General features: G+C 65.5%; 16 protein-coding genes. 12 read left to right on the forward strand and 4 right to left on the reverse strand.

Annotation, left to right across the window (positions count from 1 at the left end; all coding sequences use genetic code 11):
* Nucleotides 1–84 precede the first annotated feature (84 nt).
* Nucleotides 85–576, forward strand: a complete 492-nt coding sequence (locus tag ACVWY5_RS02700; RefSeq protein WP_026192213.1) for a DUF2852 domain-containing protein — start codon at nucleotides 85–87, stop codon at nucleotides 574–576.
* 153 nt (nucleotides 577–729) lie between these two features.
* Nucleotides 730–1494, forward strand: a complete 765-nt coding sequence (locus ACVWY5_RS02705) for a serine acetyltransferase (RefSeq protein ID WP_028332846.1) — start codon at nucleotides 730–732, stop codon at nucleotides 1492–1494.
* A 34-nt stretch (nucleotides 1495–1528) separates the two neighbouring features.
* Here ACVWY5_RS02705 and ACVWY5_RS02710 read toward each other — a convergent pair whose 3' ends face one another.
* The 3 genes from ACVWY5_RS02710 to ACVWY5_RS02720 form a co-directional block, all read right to left on the reverse strand.
* Nucleotides 1529–2299 (reverse strand): haloacid dehalogenase type II, encoded by a 771-nt coding sequence (locus ACVWY5_RS02710; protein WP_456671641.1) that lies wholly within the window; start codon nucleotides 2297–2299, stop codon nucleotides 1529–1531.
* A gap of 240 nt (nucleotides 2300–2539) precedes the next feature.
* Nucleotides 2540–3613 carry a tartrate dehydrogenase gene (locus ACVWY5_RS02715; protein WP_028332848.1) on the reverse strand — a complete coding sequence of 358 codons (1074 nt, stop codon included), beginning with the start codon at nucleotides 3611–3613 and terminating at the stop codon, nucleotides 2540–2542.
* 17 nt (nucleotides 3614–3630) lie between these two features.
* The gene (locus tag ACVWY5_RS02720; RefSeq protein WP_028332849.1) at nucleotides 3631–4944 is read right to left on the reverse strand and encodes an MFS transporter; all 1314 of its coding nucleotides are present in this window, start codon (nucleotides 4942–4944) and stop codon (nucleotides 3631–3633) included.
* A 278-nt stretch (nucleotides 4945–5222) separates the two neighbouring features.
* Between ACVWY5_RS02720 and ACVWY5_RS02725 the strand changes: the two genes are divergently transcribed.
* The 10 genes from ACVWY5_RS02725 to ACVWY5_RS02770 all read left to right on the forward strand — a co-directional run bounded on the left by ACVWY5_RS02725 (nucleotide 5223) and on the right by ACVWY5_RS02770 (nucleotide 14146).
* Complete coding sequence (locus ACVWY5_RS02725) at nucleotides 5223–6140, forward strand: LysR family transcriptional regulator (RefSeq protein WP_028332850.1); 918 nt, start codon at nucleotides 5223–5225, stop codon at nucleotides 6138–6140.
* Nucleotides 6141–7221: 1081 nt separating this feature from the next.
* Nucleotides 7222–7416 carry a hypothetical protein gene (locus tag ACVWY5_RS02730; RefSeq protein ID WP_028332851.1) on the forward strand — a complete coding sequence of 65 codons (195 nt, stop codon included), beginning with the start codon at nucleotides 7222–7224 and terminating at the stop codon, nucleotides 7414–7416.
* A 5-nt stretch (nucleotides 7417–7421) separates the two neighbouring features.
* Nucleotides 7422–8177, forward strand: a complete 756-nt coding sequence (locus ACVWY5_RS02735; protein ID WP_028332852.1) for a metal ABC transporter ATP-binding protein — start codon at nucleotides 7422–7424, stop codon at nucleotides 8175–8177.
* A 5-nt stretch (nucleotides 8178–8182) separates the two neighbouring features.
* A complete protein-coding gene (locus tag ACVWY5_RS02740) occupies nucleotides 8183–9052 on the forward strand; it encodes a metal ABC transporter permease (protein ID WP_028332853.1) in 870 nt (289 codons plus the stop codon).
* A 5-nt stretch (nucleotides 9053–9057) separates the two neighbouring features.
* A complete protein-coding gene (locus ACVWY5_RS02745) occupies nucleotides 9058–9930 on the forward strand; it encodes a metal ABC transporter substrate-binding protein (protein WP_028332854.1) in 873 nt (290 codons plus the stop codon).
* Between the two features lie 55 nt (nucleotides 9931–9985).
* The gene (locus tag ACVWY5_RS02750; RefSeq protein ID WP_028332855.1) at nucleotides 9986–11038 is read left to right on the forward strand and encodes a CobW family GTP-binding protein; all 1053 of its coding nucleotides are present in this window, start codon (nucleotides 9986–9988) and stop codon (nucleotides 11036–11038) included.
* Nucleotides 11038–12057 carry a WD40 repeat domain-containing protein gene (locus ACVWY5_RS02755; RefSeq protein ID WP_028332856.1) on the forward strand — a complete coding sequence of 340 codons (1020 nt, stop codon included), beginning with the start codon at nucleotides 11038–11040 and terminating at the stop codon, nucleotides 12055–12057. The genes ACVWY5_RS02750 and ACVWY5_RS02755 overlap by 1 nt, the downstream gene beginning before the upstream one ends.
* A gap of 98 nt (nucleotides 12058–12155) precedes the next feature.
* A complete protein-coding gene (locus ACVWY5_RS02760; protein WP_018269700.1) occupies nucleotides 12156–12872 on the forward strand; it encodes an MgtC/SapB family protein in 717 nt (238 codons plus the stop codon).
* Nucleotides 12873–12953: 81 nt separating this feature from the next.
* Nucleotides 12954–13286, forward strand: a complete 333-nt coding sequence (locus ACVWY5_RS02765; protein ID WP_028332857.1) for a hypothetical protein — start codon at nucleotides 12954–12956, stop codon at nucleotides 13284–13286.
* 119 nt (nucleotides 13287–13405) lie between these two features.
* Nucleotides 13406–14146 carry an acetoacetate decarboxylase gene (locus ACVWY5_RS02770; RefSeq protein ID WP_028332858.1) on the forward strand — a complete coding sequence of 247 codons (741 nt, stop codon included), beginning with the start codon at nucleotides 13406–13408 and terminating at the stop codon, nucleotides 14144–14146.
* 129 nt (nucleotides 14147–14275) lie between these two features.
* On the opposite strand, the gene ACVWY5_RS02775 is transcribed toward ACVWY5_RS02770, so the two are convergent.
* Entirely contained in the window at nucleotides 14276–15718 is a 1443-nt protein-coding gene (locus ACVWY5_RS02775) for a saccharopine dehydrogenase NADP-binding domain-containing protein (protein ID WP_028332859.1), read from the reverse strand.
* Nucleotides 15719–15752 lie beyond the last annotated feature (34 nt).

Here is a 15752-nt window from a genome sequence, read left to right on the forward strand (position 1 = left end):
GCTGCTTGACTTTCCCAAGGGATCGGCTACCTATGTAAATGTTATTTACATTCACAACGGCGTGATGCCGTGATGGAGAAGGAAATGGCCTACACCGCTGATGTCAATCGCTGGCGCGGCCCCGTCGAAGAGCCCTACCGTCCCTACTTCTACGCGACGCCGTGGCATCCCCTGAAGATCGCCGGGATCATCCTCGGCTTCATGATCTGGTGGCCGATCGGCCTCGCCCTTCTCTTTTTCACACTCGGGAGCAGAAAGATGGCCTGTTGGAGTCACAACGACATGGATCGCTGGCAGAACAAGATGGAGCGGATGCAGGACAAGATGGAGCGGATGAAGAGCCGCATGGAGCGCCGCGGCTTCCCGTTCGGCGGCTTCGGTCCGCCCTCCAGCGGCAACCGCGCCTTCGACGAGTACCGCCAGGATACGCTGCGCCGTCTCGAGGAGGAGCAGGTCGAGTTCAAGAACTTCCTCGATCGCCTGCGTCACGCCAAGGACAAGGAAGAGTTCGACGCCTTCATGGCGCAGCACAAGACCCGTCCGACCCCGCCGACCGACCAGCCGCCGCAGGGTTGATCGCGCGAGGCAATAGCTGGCCTTCAGGCGATGTGCCCCCATAGAACCTGATGGCCCTGAGCCGCCCGTTTGCGATGAGCAAGCGGGCGGTTTGCATTTTGGGATGGTGACGCCCACTCTATCGTTTGGGATCCGGACGATGAGGTGAAGACCATGGCGGGATCAGCGACAGTGACGGCCGGCGAGCTCTGGCTTGCGATCCGGCGCGAGGCGGAGGCGGCGATCGCGGCCGATCCGTTCCTCGAGGCGTCGGCCGCCTTCATCCTAGATCAGGGCGACCTCGGCGGTGTGCTCGCTTTTTTGATCGGTCGGCATATCAGCCGCGCGGAAGAGGATCGCGCGCAGTTCGCGCGGATCGCCCGCGAAGCCTATGCGGCCGAGCCCGTGCTGGTCGATGCCGCGGCCACCGACCTCACGGCCATCGTTCGCCGTGATCCCGCGATCACGGGCTTCCTGCCGCCGCTGCTCAACTTCAAGGGCTTTGTCGCGCTGCAGGCCTGGCGGGTGTCGAATTGGCTATGGCGCGAGGACCGCCCCGACCTTGCGCTGATGATGCAAAGCGCGGCGGCAGACCAGTTGCAGATCAGCATTCACCCGTCGGCCCGGATCGGAACCGCGGTTTTCCTCGATCACGGCACCGGCATCATCATTGGCGCGCTGGCCTCGGTCGGCGACGAGGTCACGATTTTGCAGAACGTCACCATCGCGCGGCATCAGGATGATCCGCGCCGCGCGCCAAAGATCGGCCGCGGCGTGCTGCTCAGCGCCGGCGCCACCGTGATCGGACATCTCTCGATCGGCGATTTCGCCAGGATCGGCGCCGGCGCGCTGGTCACGTCGGATGTGCCCGCCGGCTGCACCGCCGTCGGCGTGCCGGCGCGGCTGACCAATTGCGCCGAGGCGGGCACGTCATCGTGAGGTGAGCGCACCGATCGGGGCGCCCCTTGCGTCGCTACGCCGGCACGAGCATATCGGCGAGTTGCGTAAAACTGTCCGCGTGGAGGTCGATCCAGGATTCCGGCGCCACGTCGAGTTTCGCGGCCGGCCCGAACTCGAGCGGACGGGCGATGAACGCCGTGCGCATGCCAAAGGCGCGAGCCGCCTTCAGGTCGTATTTGTGGCAGGCGACCATCAGGATCTTGTCGGCGGGATAGCCGAGGTAGTCGACGGCGAGTTGATACACCGCGGGTGACGGCTTGTAGCTGCGTGCAAGCTCTGCGGTCAGCACGGCGTCGAAGGGCAATTTGGCGTGCTTGACCACCGCCACCACCGCGGCCATGCCGGCATTCGACAATGTCGAGGTCACGAACCGACCGCGCAGGCGCCCAAGTCCTTCGACGCTGTCGGGCCACGCGTCGAGCTTGGTCCACACCGTGTTCAATTCGTCGCGCTCGTCCCTCGACAAGGCCTCCGAGAGGCCGTGGCGATCCAGCAGCACATCCAGCGCCTCGCGATAGATGCGGTCGACCCGAATCCACGGGCGCTTGCCCCCGATCACTTCGTCGAGCGCGGCACGATAAAGATCGCGCCATTCGCTTGAGAGCTTGGCCCAGTCGAGCGCGAGCCCCTTCGCGGCGTTGACGGCCTGCCCCACACGCAGGATCGGCTGATAGAAGTCGACGCAGGTCCCCTGGACGTCGAACGTGATGGCGCGGATCTCATCGCGCCATGTCGCAGCGCCTGCCGGCTGTATCCCCGTCATCGCGGCCATGATCGTCGACATTCCTCCAGCGGTCACGAAGCTTCGTCTGGTCAGATCGGGTAGCACGGTTTGTTCCCCGGTTGCGGGTATCGGAAGCAGGTGCACCAGGTCCTTCGTGAGGTGAGCACTCTGCTCAGGCTCCCTCTCCCGCGTGCGGGGGAGGGTTGGGGTTGGGCTCTCTCCGCGGGTCACGCTGTGGAGAGAGCCCCCACCCGCCGCAAGCGGGAGAGGCGGACGGAGTTCGCGGTAAGCTAACGCACCCTACACATTCGATCCATGGATCGCGTCGATCACCGCGTCGGTCACTTCCTTCGTCGTCGCCTTGCCGCCGACGTCGGGCGTCAGTACGCCGGCCGCGCACACCTTCTCGACCGCGGCCATCAGGCGCGCCGCGGCGTCCTTCTCGCCGAGATGCTCCAGCATCTGTGCACCGGTCCAGAACGTCGCGACCGGGTTGGCGATGCCCTTGCCGGTGATGTCGAACGCCGAGCCGTGGATCGGCTCGAACATCGAGGGATAGCGGCGCTGCGGATCGATGTTGCCGGTCGGCGCCACGCCGAGGCTGCCGGCCAGCGCACCGGCGAGGTCGGAGAGGATGTCGGCGTGCAGATTGGTCGCGACGATGGTGTCGAGGCTCTTCGGATTGAGCGTCATCCGCACCGTCATGGCGTCGACCAGCATCTTGTCCCAGGTCACGTCGGGGAAGTCCTTCGCCACCTCGGCTGCGATCTCGTCCCACATCACCATGCCGTGGCGTTGCGCGTTCGACTTGGTCACCACGGTGAGGAATTTGCGCGGCCGCGACTGCGCCAGCTGGAACGCATAGCGCATGATCCGCGTCACGCCGACCCGGGTGAAGACAGCGACTTCGGTGCCGACTTCTTCCGGCAGGCCCTTGTGCGCGCGGCCGCCCATGCCGGCATATTCGCCTTCGGAATTCTCGCGCACGATCACCCAGTCGAGATCGCCGACGCCGACATTGCGCAGCGGCGAGGCGACGCCGGGCAGGATCTTGGTCGGCCGCACATTGGCGTACTGGTCAAAGCCCTGACAGATCGGCAGCCGGAGGCCCCACAGCGTGATGTGGTCGGGCACGTCGGGCGCGCCGACCGCACCGAAATAGATCGCGTCGAAGTTCTTCAGCTCCGCGAGGCCGTCGGCCGGCATCATCACGCCGTGCTTCTTGTAATAGTCCGAGCCCCAGTCGAAGGTTTTGACGTTGAAGCTGATGTCGCCGCTGCGTTTTGCAAGAGCCTCCAGCACGCGGATGCCCGCGGAGATCACTTCGGGGCCGATGCCGTCGGCGGGAATGGCGGCGATGGAATGGGTACGCATGGGTTGTCTCCGGATCATTAGTGAGTTCGCACGGGATTGGGTTGCGGTTCGGATTGCGCGGGCGCGCTCTGCGCACGCGACAGCAGCAGCGTGAGCGCGGCCGAGAGCACCAGGAGGCCGGCGACGAAATAAAGACCGCCGTCGAAACTGCCGGTGCGTTCCTTGATGAAGCCGATCATCGCCGGCCCGACGAAGCCGCCGAGATTGCCGATCGAGTTGATGGTGGCGATTCCGGCCGCGGCGGCCGAGCCGGACAGGAACATGGTCGGCATGCTCCATAGCGGCGGCTTCGACGAGGAGATACCGATATTGACCAGCGTCAGCGCCGCGATCACGGCGGCAAGGCCGGTCCACAGCCCGGCAAGCGCAAGTCCCGCCGCGGCCATCAGGCAGGCCAGCACCACGTGCCAGGTGCGCTCGCCGGTGCGGTCGGAATGCCGCGCCCATAGCACCATCGCGATGACGGCAATGGTCGCCGGTACCGCGTTGAGGAAGCCGACCTGGATCGACGACAGGCCGAACGCCTTGATGATCTGCGGCGCCCACACCCCAAGTGTGTAGAGCCCGGCCGAGGTGCCGAAATAGACCAGCGCCAGCGCCAGCACCCGCGGGTCGGCGAGGCCGCGCCAGATGCTGTGGCTTGCGGTCGTGGCCTTGCCGTCGTTCTCGGCCTTCATGGTCTTGACCAGCCAGGCGCGCTCGTCGTCGGCAAGCCATCCGGCCTGCTCCGGCCGGTCGGTCAGGAAGCCCAGCACGACGAAGCCGAGCAGCACGGCGGGCACGGCCTCCAGCACGAACAGCCATTGCCAGCCCTTGAAGCCGAGCATTCCGTCCATCTCCAGCAGCGCACCCGAGAGCGGCGAGCCGAGCACGGTCGAGAGCGGCGCCGCGGCCATGAACAGCGCGGTGACGGCGGCGCGCTGCCGCGCCGGGAACCAGTAGGAGAGATAGAGGATGATGCCGGGGAAGAAGCCGGCTTCGGCGGCGCCGAGCAGGAAGCGCAGCACGTAGAAGCTGGTCGCGCCCTGCACCAGCGCCATCGCCGCCGAGACCAGGCCCCAGGTGATCATCACCCGCGCGATCCAGATCCGCGCGCCGATCTTGTGCAGGATGATGTTGGAGGGCACTTCGAACAGGAAGTAGCCCCAGAAGAAGATACCGGCGCCGAAGCCATAGACGGTCGGCGACAGGCCGATGTCCTTGTTCATGGTCAGCGAGGCGAAGCCGATATTGACGCGGTCGATGAACGCCACGAAGTACAGCAGCATGATGAACGGCACGATGCGCAGTGAGATCTTGCGCAATACGCGCGCGCCAAGCTGGCTTTCCATAGGCTTCTTCCCCGGGTTCGTCTTGTTTGTTGGGACGGCGCCTGTCGCGCGCCACCGGAAAGCCTAGAAGCTCGCGCCCTTTCGCTTCAATCCGCGCCGGTTTATACAAAAAAATGATATAATCCCGGCGCCGTCGTTGCGAGCCACCCGGTCGGGGCGAAGCGCCGCCGGATGACAGGCTCCGCGAAGCAATCCATTGCAATCGCATATGTGGAACGATGGATTGCTTCGTCGCTTCGCTCCTCGCAATGACGGCGCGTGAAAGGAACCCCTACGTCTTGGAACTGCACCAGCTTCGCTGCTTCGTCGCGGCTGCCGAGGAACTGCATTTCGGCCGCGCGGCCCAGCGCCTGCAGATGATGCCGTCGGCGCTCGGCCGCCACATCAAGCTGCTGGAGGAGGATCTCGGGGTCCGGCTGTTCGCGCGCACCACGCGCGCGGTGTCGTTGACCGAGGACGGGGCCGTGCTGTTGCGCGAGGGCCGCGCGCTGCTCGGCCGCGCCGAGGCGATCGAGAACGGCTTTCGCCGTCGCTTGCGCAAGCCGCAGGCGCGGCGCTTCCGGATCGGCGCGATCGACAGCGCGGCGGCCGGTCTGCTGCCGCCGCTGCTGCGCGACGTCCGCGCCGCCCATCCCGACGTCGCGGTGCAGCTGCTCGAGGAGAAGACCATCCGGCTGCTGCCGAAGCTATTGTCGGGCGCGCTCGACCTTGCCTTCGTGCGCCCGCCGGAGCGGCCCGACCGCCGCATCGAGTTTGTCCCGCTGCTGCAGGAGACCGCCGTGGTGGCGCTGTCGCACAAGCATGCGCTGGCGCGGCGCAAGCAGATCGTGCTGCCCGACATCGCGGATCAGCCCCTGATCGTGCCGGAGCGCCGCTCGCGGCCGCACAGCCACGATCTGACGACAAAACTGTTCGACGAGGCCGGGCTGACGCCGCGCATCCAAGAGATCGCCGACGAGAAGCAGACCATCGTCAACATGGTCGCGGCAAGGCTCGGCGTTGCCATCGTGCCGCGCTGGACCGCGCGGATGGCGATCCCCGGCGTCCGCTTTGTGCCGCTCCGCCTGAAGCGCGGCAGCAGCGCCGGCCGCCTGCCGCTCGCCGCCGCCTGGCTGAAAGGCTCCCGCGATCCGGTCCGCGACCAGGTGATCGCGGTGCTCGAGGCAAGGTTGAAGAGTTACGCGCGCGAGGCGTGAGGGCGCTGCGTTGCGTGATGCCTCGACGGGCGATGAATGATTTTGGCCGGTTGACCTAGGTCAACGCGACCTGCGCTGGCCGGGTGAGCGTGTTCGGCATGGCGAAGCGTCAGGACTGGGTCATGATCGCAGGGTGCGTCGCTACCGCTTTGGCGGTGGTGGCGCTCGTCGCCCTTTTCTCTGCCTGAGCTGTGTCGCCCCCGTAGTGTTACGGGGGTGTCCAGCTAGGCCCCTGAGATAACTCGGTAATTCCCAAAGCTCGAACACCGCTGGCACAAACTGCACTGGCTTGCCGAGTTCCTCCCGGCATAGCTTCCCCGTCCAACGTAGGGCGGCGTTATGGGCAACCTACTTTACAGCGTGTTTGTCGTGCTGATGGGGCTAAGCCCGGTCATCCTCGTGGCGATTGCCATGTTCATAAACTGAGGGCCGGAGCTGTGTCTTTCGGCGTGCCAACCACCGATCCATGTCGCTGGCGTGCTTAGTTAATAAATCCGCAATGCCTTAACCTGGTGAAAGGTTGGCGTCAGCGCCGGCGTGTACGCTCGCGCCCATGAATTGGGACCTGCTGTATTTCCGTCTCTCGCTCGTCTGGATGGCGATCACCGCTGCCATGCTGGTCTATGTGCTGGTCGCATAAAGGCTGCCTCTGAAGTTTGCCTTACGCGCGGCACCGCACAATTAGTGTCGTCCCGGCGAAGGCCGGGACCCATAACCACAAAAGCCGATTGTTACGCACCGTTGGAACAACAAGTCCCATCAACAACACGCGCCACGGCGTATGGGTCCCGGCCTGTGCCGGGACGACGCTGAATTTGAGGCGCGCAGGTGGGCCTCGCAATCTGCACCACGGATTCGCCGTTGTCTCGGCCGTCGCCAGGACGACGCGGAGAGAACTGCGCACGGGTGCGCCTTTGCTCCGGCACAGGTAGCCAACGGTTCCCATCCAGGCAGGTTTCCGGCAAAGCTGTCGACCGGGGCGTCACTCTGCCGGCGCGGCTCAAATCTCCCCGGTTTTGCGGGTCGGCCATGAGTTCCTCGTTTGTAGACTCGCGTTATGTTATAATATAACAGTCATTCCATGGCGCATACGCACACCCACGAGGAAAACCATCACGGCCACGCCCATCCCCACGGGCACAGCCACGCCCCGCACGCGCATCCGGCGCAGGCCGCGCACTGGTCGATCCTGCGCATGCCCGTGCCGGCCCGACTGCTCGCGGCACTGGCGGTCAGCGCCTGCCTGTGGGCTGTCGTCTGGCTGGCGATGAGGTGAGACCTGTGGCTGCTCTTGTTACCTTCCGCGACGTCACGCTCGGCTATGACCGCCACCCGGCGGTGCATCACCTCAATGGCGCCGTCGAGGCCGGTGCGCTGCTCGCCGTGATCGGCCCGAACGGTGCCGGCAAGTCGACCCTGCTGCGCGGCATCGCCGGCGTGCTCAAGCCGCTGTCGGGCGTGATCGATCTCGACGGGCTGGATCACCGCGACATCGCCTATCTGCCGCAGTCCGCCGACATCGACCGCAGCTTCCCGATCTCGGTGTTCGACTTCGTCGGCACCGGGCTGTGGCGCTCGACCGGGTTCTTCGGCGGCATCGGCAAGGCCGCGCGCGAGAAGATCCTGGCGGCGCTCGCCGCGGTCGGGCTCAATGGTTTCGAGAACCGCCCGATCGGCACGCTGTCCGGCGGCCAGACCCAGCGCATGCTGTTCGCGCGCGTGCTGTTGCAGGACGCCCGCCTGATCGTGCTCGACGAGCCGTTCAACGCCATCGATGCCAAGACCACCGCCGACCTGCTGGCGCTGGTGAAGCGCTGGAACGGCGAGGGGCGCACCGTGCTGGCGGCGCTACACGACCTCGACATGGTGCGCAACAATTTCCCGGAGACGCTGCTGCTGGCGCGCGGTCCGGTGGAATGGGGACCGACCGCCGAGGCGCTGACTGCGGACAATCTGATGGTCGCGATGCGGATGTGCGAGGCGTTCGACGACAGCGCCGCGGCCTGCGCCGCCGATCCACGCTCGCGGGCCGCCTGACGCCGATGCTATCCGACGCGCTAGTCACGCCCTTCACCGAATTCGAGTTCATGCGCCGCGCGCTGGCGGCGGTGATCGCGCTGTCGCTCGGCGGTGCGCCGATCGGCGTGTTCCTGATGCTGCGGCGGATGAGCCTGGTCGGCGACGCCATGGCGCATGCGATCCTGCCGGGGGCGGCGATCGGCTTCCTGCTTTCCGGGCTCAACCTGTTCGCGATGACGACCGGCGGCCTGATCGCGGGCTTTGCCGTGGCGCTGCTCGCCGGCCTCGTCGCCCGCACCACCGAATTGAAGGAGGACGCCTCGCTTGCGACCTTCTATCTGGTCTCGCTCGCGCTCGGCGTTACGATTGTTTCGATCAAGGGCACCAATATCGACCTGCTGCACGTGCTGTTCGGCAACATCCTGGCGATGGACGACCAGACGCTGCTGGTGATCGCGTTCAACGCCACCCTCACGCTCCTGGTGCTCGCGGTGATCTATCGCCCGCTGGTGATCGAATGCGTCGATCCGGTATTCCTGCGCACCGTGAGCCGGGCCGGCGCGCCGGCGCATCTCGCCTTCCTCGCGCTGGTCGTGGTCAACCTCGTCAACGGCTTCCACGCGCTCGGCACGCTGCTCGGCGTCGGACTGATGATCCTGCCCGCGGGCATTGCGCGGTTCTGGTCGCGCGACATCACCACCATGATCTGCATCGCGGTGGCGAGCGCGATGCTGTCGGGCTATGCCGGACTGGTGCTGTCGTACCAGACCCGGATTCCCTCCGGCCCCGCGATCATCCTGGTTGCGGCTGGGCTCTATATTATGTCGCTGCTGTTCGGCAATGTCAGCGGCCTGGTGCGGCAGCTGTTTCCCGGCCGCCATCTCGAGGCGTGAGTACGATGCGGCGATTGTTCGGTTTGATTGGTCTGGCGCTGCTGCTGGCGAGCGGACCGGCGCGCGCCGCCGAGCGCATCAATGTCGTCGCGAGCTTCTCGATCCTCGCCGACATGGTGCGCAATGTCGGCGGCAACAGCGTCGACGTGACGGCGCTGGTCGGGCCTGACGGCGATGCGCATGTCTACGCGCCGACGCCGGCGGACGCCAGGAAGGTCGCCGACGCCAAGCTCGTGGTCATCAACGGCCTCGGCTTCGAGGGCTGGATGCCGCGGCTGCTGCAGGCCGCGGGCAGCAAGGCACCGGTCGCGGTGGCGACCAAGGGGATCATGCCACGGAAGATGGGCGGCCATGACGATCCGCATGCCTGGCAATCCGTGGCCAATGCGAAGATCTACGTCGTCAATATTCGCGACGGGCTGATCGCCGCGGCCCCGGACCAGGCAGCCAACTTCAAGGCCAATGCCGACGCCTATCTGGCCAAGCTCGAGGCGCTCGACCGCGAGGTGCACGAGGCGGTGGCGAAAGTGCCAGAGGCGCGGCGCAAGGTGATCTCGACCCATGGCGCCTTCGGCTATTTCGCCGATGCCTACGGCGTCACGTTCTTCTCGCCGCTCAGCGTGTCCACGGATTCCGAGCCTAGCGCGCGCGATATCGCCGCGATCATCGCCCAGATCAAGGTTGCGAAAATTCCGGCAGTTTTTCTCGAAAATATCAGCGATCCCCGCCTGATCGAGCGGATCGCGGCCGAGACCGGCGCCCGGGTCGGCGGCACCCTGTATTCGGACGGTTTGACGGCCGAAAAGGGCGATGCACCCACTTACATTGATATGGTCAGGCACAATATAAAGGCCCTGACCAGCGCGCTCGCCGAGTAGGGCAGGGGCCTCCCTGCCGGGATTGAGTGCGGCCCCAAGTTCCTTCGGAGTTGTTATGGCTGAAGCTTCGCAAAAAATTCCTGTGACCGTGCTGACGGGCTATCTCGGCGCCGGCAAGACCACGCTGTTGAACCGCATCCTGTCGGAAAACCACGGCAAGAAATACGCCGTCATCGTCAACGAATTCGGCGAGATCGGCATCGACAACGACCTCATCATCGGCGCCGATGAGGAAGTGTTCGAGATGAACAATGGCTGCGTCTGCTGCACGGTGCGCGGCGACCTCGTCCGCATCATGGACGGCCTGATGAAGCGCAAGGGCAAGTTCGACGCTATCATCGTTGAGACCACCGGCCTCGCCGATCCCGCGCCGGTCGCGCAGACCTTCTTCGTCGACGAGGACGTGCAGAAGAACGCCCGGCTCGATGCGGTCGTGACCGTCGCCGATGCCAAATGGCTGAGCGACCGCCTCAAGGACGCGCCGGAAGCCAAGAACCAGATCGCGTTCGCCGACGTCATCGTGCTGAACAAAACCGACCTGGTCTCCAAGCCCGAGCTCGCCGAGGTCGAAGCCCGCATTCGCGGCATCAATCCCTATGCCAAGCTGCACCGCACCGAGCGTTGCCAGGTCGGGCTGACCGACGTGCTGGAGCGCGGCGCGTTCGATCTCGACCGCATCCTGGAGATCGAGCCGGATTTCCTTGAGGCCGGCGACGATCACGACCATGACCACGGTCATCACCATGACCATAATCACCACCACCATGATCACGACCACGGCCATGGCGGGTTGAAGCATTATCACGACGAGGACATGCAATCGCTGTCGCTGCGCTCCGAGAAGCCGCTCGATCCGACCAAGTTCATGCCCTGGCTGCAGCAGCTCGTCGCCACCGAGGGTCAGAAGATCCTGCGCTCAAAGGGCATCCTCGCCTTCACCGGCGATGACGACCGCTACGTGTTTCAGGGCGTCCACATGATGCTGGAGGGCGACCATCAGCGGAAATGGAAGGACGGCGAGAAGCGCGAGAGCCGCGTCGTGTTCATCGGTCGCGAACTGCCCGAGCAGGCGATCCGCGACGGCTTCGAGCAGTGCATCACCACGTGATGAAAGAGTTCGATCCGGGCGAGGCCCCTTCTTCCATCGTTTCGATCACCGACCGCGTCAAGCCGCTGCCGCTCGGCGCGGCGGTGGGCTCGGTGCATTTCCTCGGCGACCGCGCGTTCTTCGTCGGCGCCGAGGAGGGTGTTGCGATCGCGACCGCCGACGGCGAGATCACACGGACGCAGACGCATTTCGGCGCCATCCTGTGCGCCGCCTCCGACGGCAAGCGGCTCGTCACCGGCGGTGACGACGGCAAGCTGATCGCGATCGACGCCAAGGGCGAGACCGCTGTCATTGCGACCGACGCCAAGCGGCGCTGGATCGACAATGTCGCGCTGCATGGCGACGGCACGCTGGCGTGGTCGGCGGGCAAGACCGCGTTCGTGCGCAATCCCAAGGGCGAGGAGAAGACCTTCGAGGTACCGTCGACCGTCGGCGGGCTTGCTTTTGCGCCGAAGGGCCTGCGGCTCGCGATCGCGCATTACAACGGCGTGACCTTGTGGTTTCCCAACATGGCGGCCAATCCGGAGTTTCTGGAGTGGGCCGGCTCGCATCTCGCCGTCATGTTCAGCCCGGACAACAAATTCCTCGTCACCGCGATGCACGAGCCCGCGATGCATGGCTGGCGGCTCGCCGACAACCGGCATATGCGGATGAGCGGCTATCCCGGCCGCGTCCGCTCGATGTCATGGAGCGTCGGCGGCAGGGGGCTCGCGACCTCGGGCGCCGATACCGTGATCGTCTGGCCGTTCACCAGCAAGGACGGCCCGATGGGCAAGGAGCCGGCGATGCTGGCGCCGATGCCGGCGCGGGTCGCCGTGGTCGCATGCCATCCGAAGAACGACATCATGGCGGTCGGCTATGCCGACGGCACCGTGCTGATGGTCCGGCTCGAGGACGGCGCCGAGATCCTGGTGCGCCGGAACGCCGGCACGGCGGTGTCCGCGCTCGGATGGAATGCCAAGGGCACGCTGCTTGCCTTCGGCACGGAAGATGGTGACGCGGGCATCGTGGAAATGTAAGAGATCGCGGCAGACGAAGCGTTTTCGAGCGAAGTGGGTACCGGTTCGCGTGAAGAAAACGCGTCAAAAGACGAAGCTCGCGCCGGGGCCGCAGCGTCATGCGATTTCTCACCACGTTCCAGCTCGCCGACTTCATCGACACGTTAGTCAGCCTGACCACGGCCTTCGTGCTCGGCACCCTGATCGGTGCCGAGCGGCAGTACCGGCAGCGCACCGCGGGTCTGCGCACGAATGTGCTGGTCGCGGTCGGCGCTGCCGCCTTCGTCGACCTCGCGATGCATCTGGCCGGTGCCGACGGCGCGGTGCGGGTGATCGCCTATGTGGTGTCGGGGATCGGCTTCCTCGGCGCCGGCGTCATCATGAAGCAGGGCATGGATGTGCGCGGCCTCAACACCGCGGCCACGCTGTGGGCCTCGGCCGCGGTCGGCTCCTGCGCGGGTGCCGACCTCGTGGCGCAGGCGGCGGCGCTGACCGTGTTCGTGATCGCCGGCAACACGCTGCTGCGTCCGCTGGTCAACGCCATCAACCGCATCCCGCTGAACGAGAAGGCCTCGGAGGCGACCTATTACTTCAAGCTCGCGGTTACCCCCGAGGCATTGCCCGACATGCGCGACCGCCTGGTCGAGAAGCTGGAGGCAGCGAACTATCCGGTCGCCGATGTCGACGTGGTCGAGGCCGGTGACGACTTCCTCGAGATCGTGGCGACGCTGGTCTCGACCGCGGTCGAGCCCAACGAGCTGAACGCCGTGGTGGTCGACCTGCAGCATCAGCCCGGCGTGCGGCACGCGACCTGGGAGGTCAGTACCACGGATTGAGCCGAGGTTCCCGCAGGCGCCGCTTCGGAACCATGCCGTGGCGGGATCGTTGACCCCGCGGACAAGGCGCAGGTGAACGAGATGGCTGTGGATCGGACCAGGTTGCGAATCGACATGCTGATCGCCTCGACGCTGGTGGCGGCGGGCGTTGCGATCGCGGTGCTTTCGCTGCACGCGATCAATGCCGCCCCGCCGCAAGAGATCGCGCAGGCGACCCAGCCGCTGCAACCGACGCCGACGCCCGAGCCGCAGAAGACGGCGCCGCCGGCCGAGTCGAAGCCGGGCGGCGAGCGGCCGACCACGCCGGCGCCGCAGCCCGCGCGTCCCGACGATGAGGCACGGAAGGCCGGCGCCAAGCCGGTGCTGCCGCCCGCGCCCGCGGAGAAGACCGCGCCGCCGATCGAGAAAAAGTAAGCGCACCGCGGCCCGCATTGTGACGCGGATTTGACGGACGCTGCCGATTATACGGTCTCGCCTCCACCGCCCGCGCACCCCATAATCCGTCGTCTCGCCAACGACAGATGGGGCCTGCCATGAAGATCGAGGATATCCGGCGCACCGCCTATTCGATGCCGCTCACCAACCCGTCGTTTCCGCCGGGACCCTACCGGTTCTTCGACCGCGAATATTTCATCATCACCTACAAGACCGACCCGGAAGCGCTCGCCGCCGTGGTGCCGGAGCCGCTCGAGGTCGCCGAGCCGGTGGTGAAGTACGAGTTCATCCGCATGCCGGACTCGACCGGCTTCGGCGACTACACCGAGACCGGGCAGGTGATCCCGGTTCGCTTCAGGGGTGAGGAGGGCGCCTACACCCACGCGATGTATCTCGACGATGAAGGCCCGATCGCCGGCGGCCGCGAGCTGTGGGGATTTCCGAAGAAGCTGGCAAAGCCCAGGATCGAGGTCGAGAGCGACGTGCTGGTCGGCTCGCTGCATTACGGCTCGGTGCTCTGCGCCTCAGCCACCATGGGCTACAAGCATCGCAAGGTCGACCACGACACCGTCTTGAAGTCGATGACGGCGCCGAACTTCATTCTGAAGATCATCCCGCATGTCGACGGCAGCCCGCGGATCTGCGAGCTGGTGCGGTTTCATCTGGAAGACATCACGCTGAAGGAGGCCTGGACCGGCCCCGCCGCGCTCGGCCTGTTTCCACACGCGCTGTGCGACGTCGCCCGCCTGCCGGTGCGCGAGGTGGTCTCGGCGCTGCATTTCAAGGCGGACCTGACCCTCGGCCTCGGCTCGGTCGCGTTCGACTACATGGCGAGATGACGAAGTCATTCCGGGGCATCGCGTCGGCGATGAACCATGGTGCGCACTCGCGCACTGAGAATCTCGCGCAACGATCTCGAGATCCCGGGTCTGCGCGTCTAAGCGCGCATCCCGGGATGACCCTTCGGGTCAGCGCACCAGAATATTCTTGAACTGCCAGGGATCGCTGGTGTCGATGTCTTCCGGAAACAGTCCCGGACGATCCGTCAGCGGGGTCCAGTCGGTGTAGAAACCCTTCACCGGGCCGAGATACGGCAGCTGGATTTCCAAGAGACGATCGAAGTCCATCTCGTCGGCCTCGACGATGCCTTCGTTCGGGTTTTCCAGCGCCCACACCATGCCGCCGAGCACGGCGGAGGTCACTTGCAGGCCGGTGGCGTTCTGATAGGGCGCGAGCCTGCGAGTCTCCTCGATGGAGAGCTGCGAGCCGTACCAGTAGGCATTGTTGTCGTGGCCGAACAGCAGCACGCCGAGCTCGTCGATGCCGTCGACGATCTCGTTCTCGTCGAGGATGTGGTGCTTTTCCTGCATCTTCGCTGCGCGGCCGAACATTTCGTGCAGCGACAGCACGGCGTCGTCGGCCGGGTGATAGGCATAGTGGCAGGTCGGCCGATAGATCGCCGTGCCCGATGCGTCACGCACCGTGAAGTAATCGGCGATCGAGATCGACTCGTTGTGGGTGACGAGGAAGCCATACTGCGCGCCGCGGGTCGGGCACCAGGTGCGCACGCGCGTGTTGGCGCCGGGCTGCATCAGATAGATGGCGGCGCCGCAGCCGGCTTCGTGGGTGTGCGCATTCTCGGGCATCCATTTCTCATGGGTGCCCCAGCCGAGTTCGGACGGCTGCACGCCTTCCGACAGGAAACCTTCCACCGACCAGGTGTTGACGAAGACATCAGGCTCTTTCGGCGACTTGGAGCGCTGGGTGTCGCGTTCGGCGATGTGGATGCCCTTCACGCCGGCCTGCCGCATCAAGTCCGCCCATTCGGCCTTGGTCTTCGGCTTCGGGGCATTGAGCTTCAGATCGGCGGCGACATTGAGCAGAGCCTGCTTGACGAAGAATGAGACCATGCCGGGATTGGCGCCACAGCAGGACACGGCCGTCGTCGAGCCCGCGGGGCGCGCCTTCTTGGCGGCCAGCGTCACTTCGCGAAGCGCGTAATTGGAGCGCGCTTCCGGGCCCTTCGAGGAATCGAAATAGAATCCGAGCCAGGGCTCGTTGACGGTGTCGATATAGAGAGCGCCGAGTTCGTTGCAGAGCTCCATGATGTCGGTCGAGCCGGTATCGACCGACAGATTGACGCAAAAGCCCTGGCCGCCGCCTTCAGTGAGCAGCGGGCTCAGCAGGTCGCGATAATTGTCCTTGGTCACGGCCTTCTGGATGAATTTGACGTTGTGCTTTTCGCAATGCGCCTTGCGGCCCTCGTCCTTGGGGTCGATCACGGTGACGCGCGACTTGTCGTAGTCGAGATGCCGCTCGATCAAAGGCAGCGTGCCTTTGCCGATCGAGCCGAAGCCGATCATGACAATGGGACCTGTGATCTTCGCGTAGATCTGCGAGGCGGGGCTCATCATTTTCTCCAGGAGAGTGCCTAGCGGCGGATAG

Source organism: Bradyrhizobium sp. USDA 3256 (assembly GCF_054058275.1).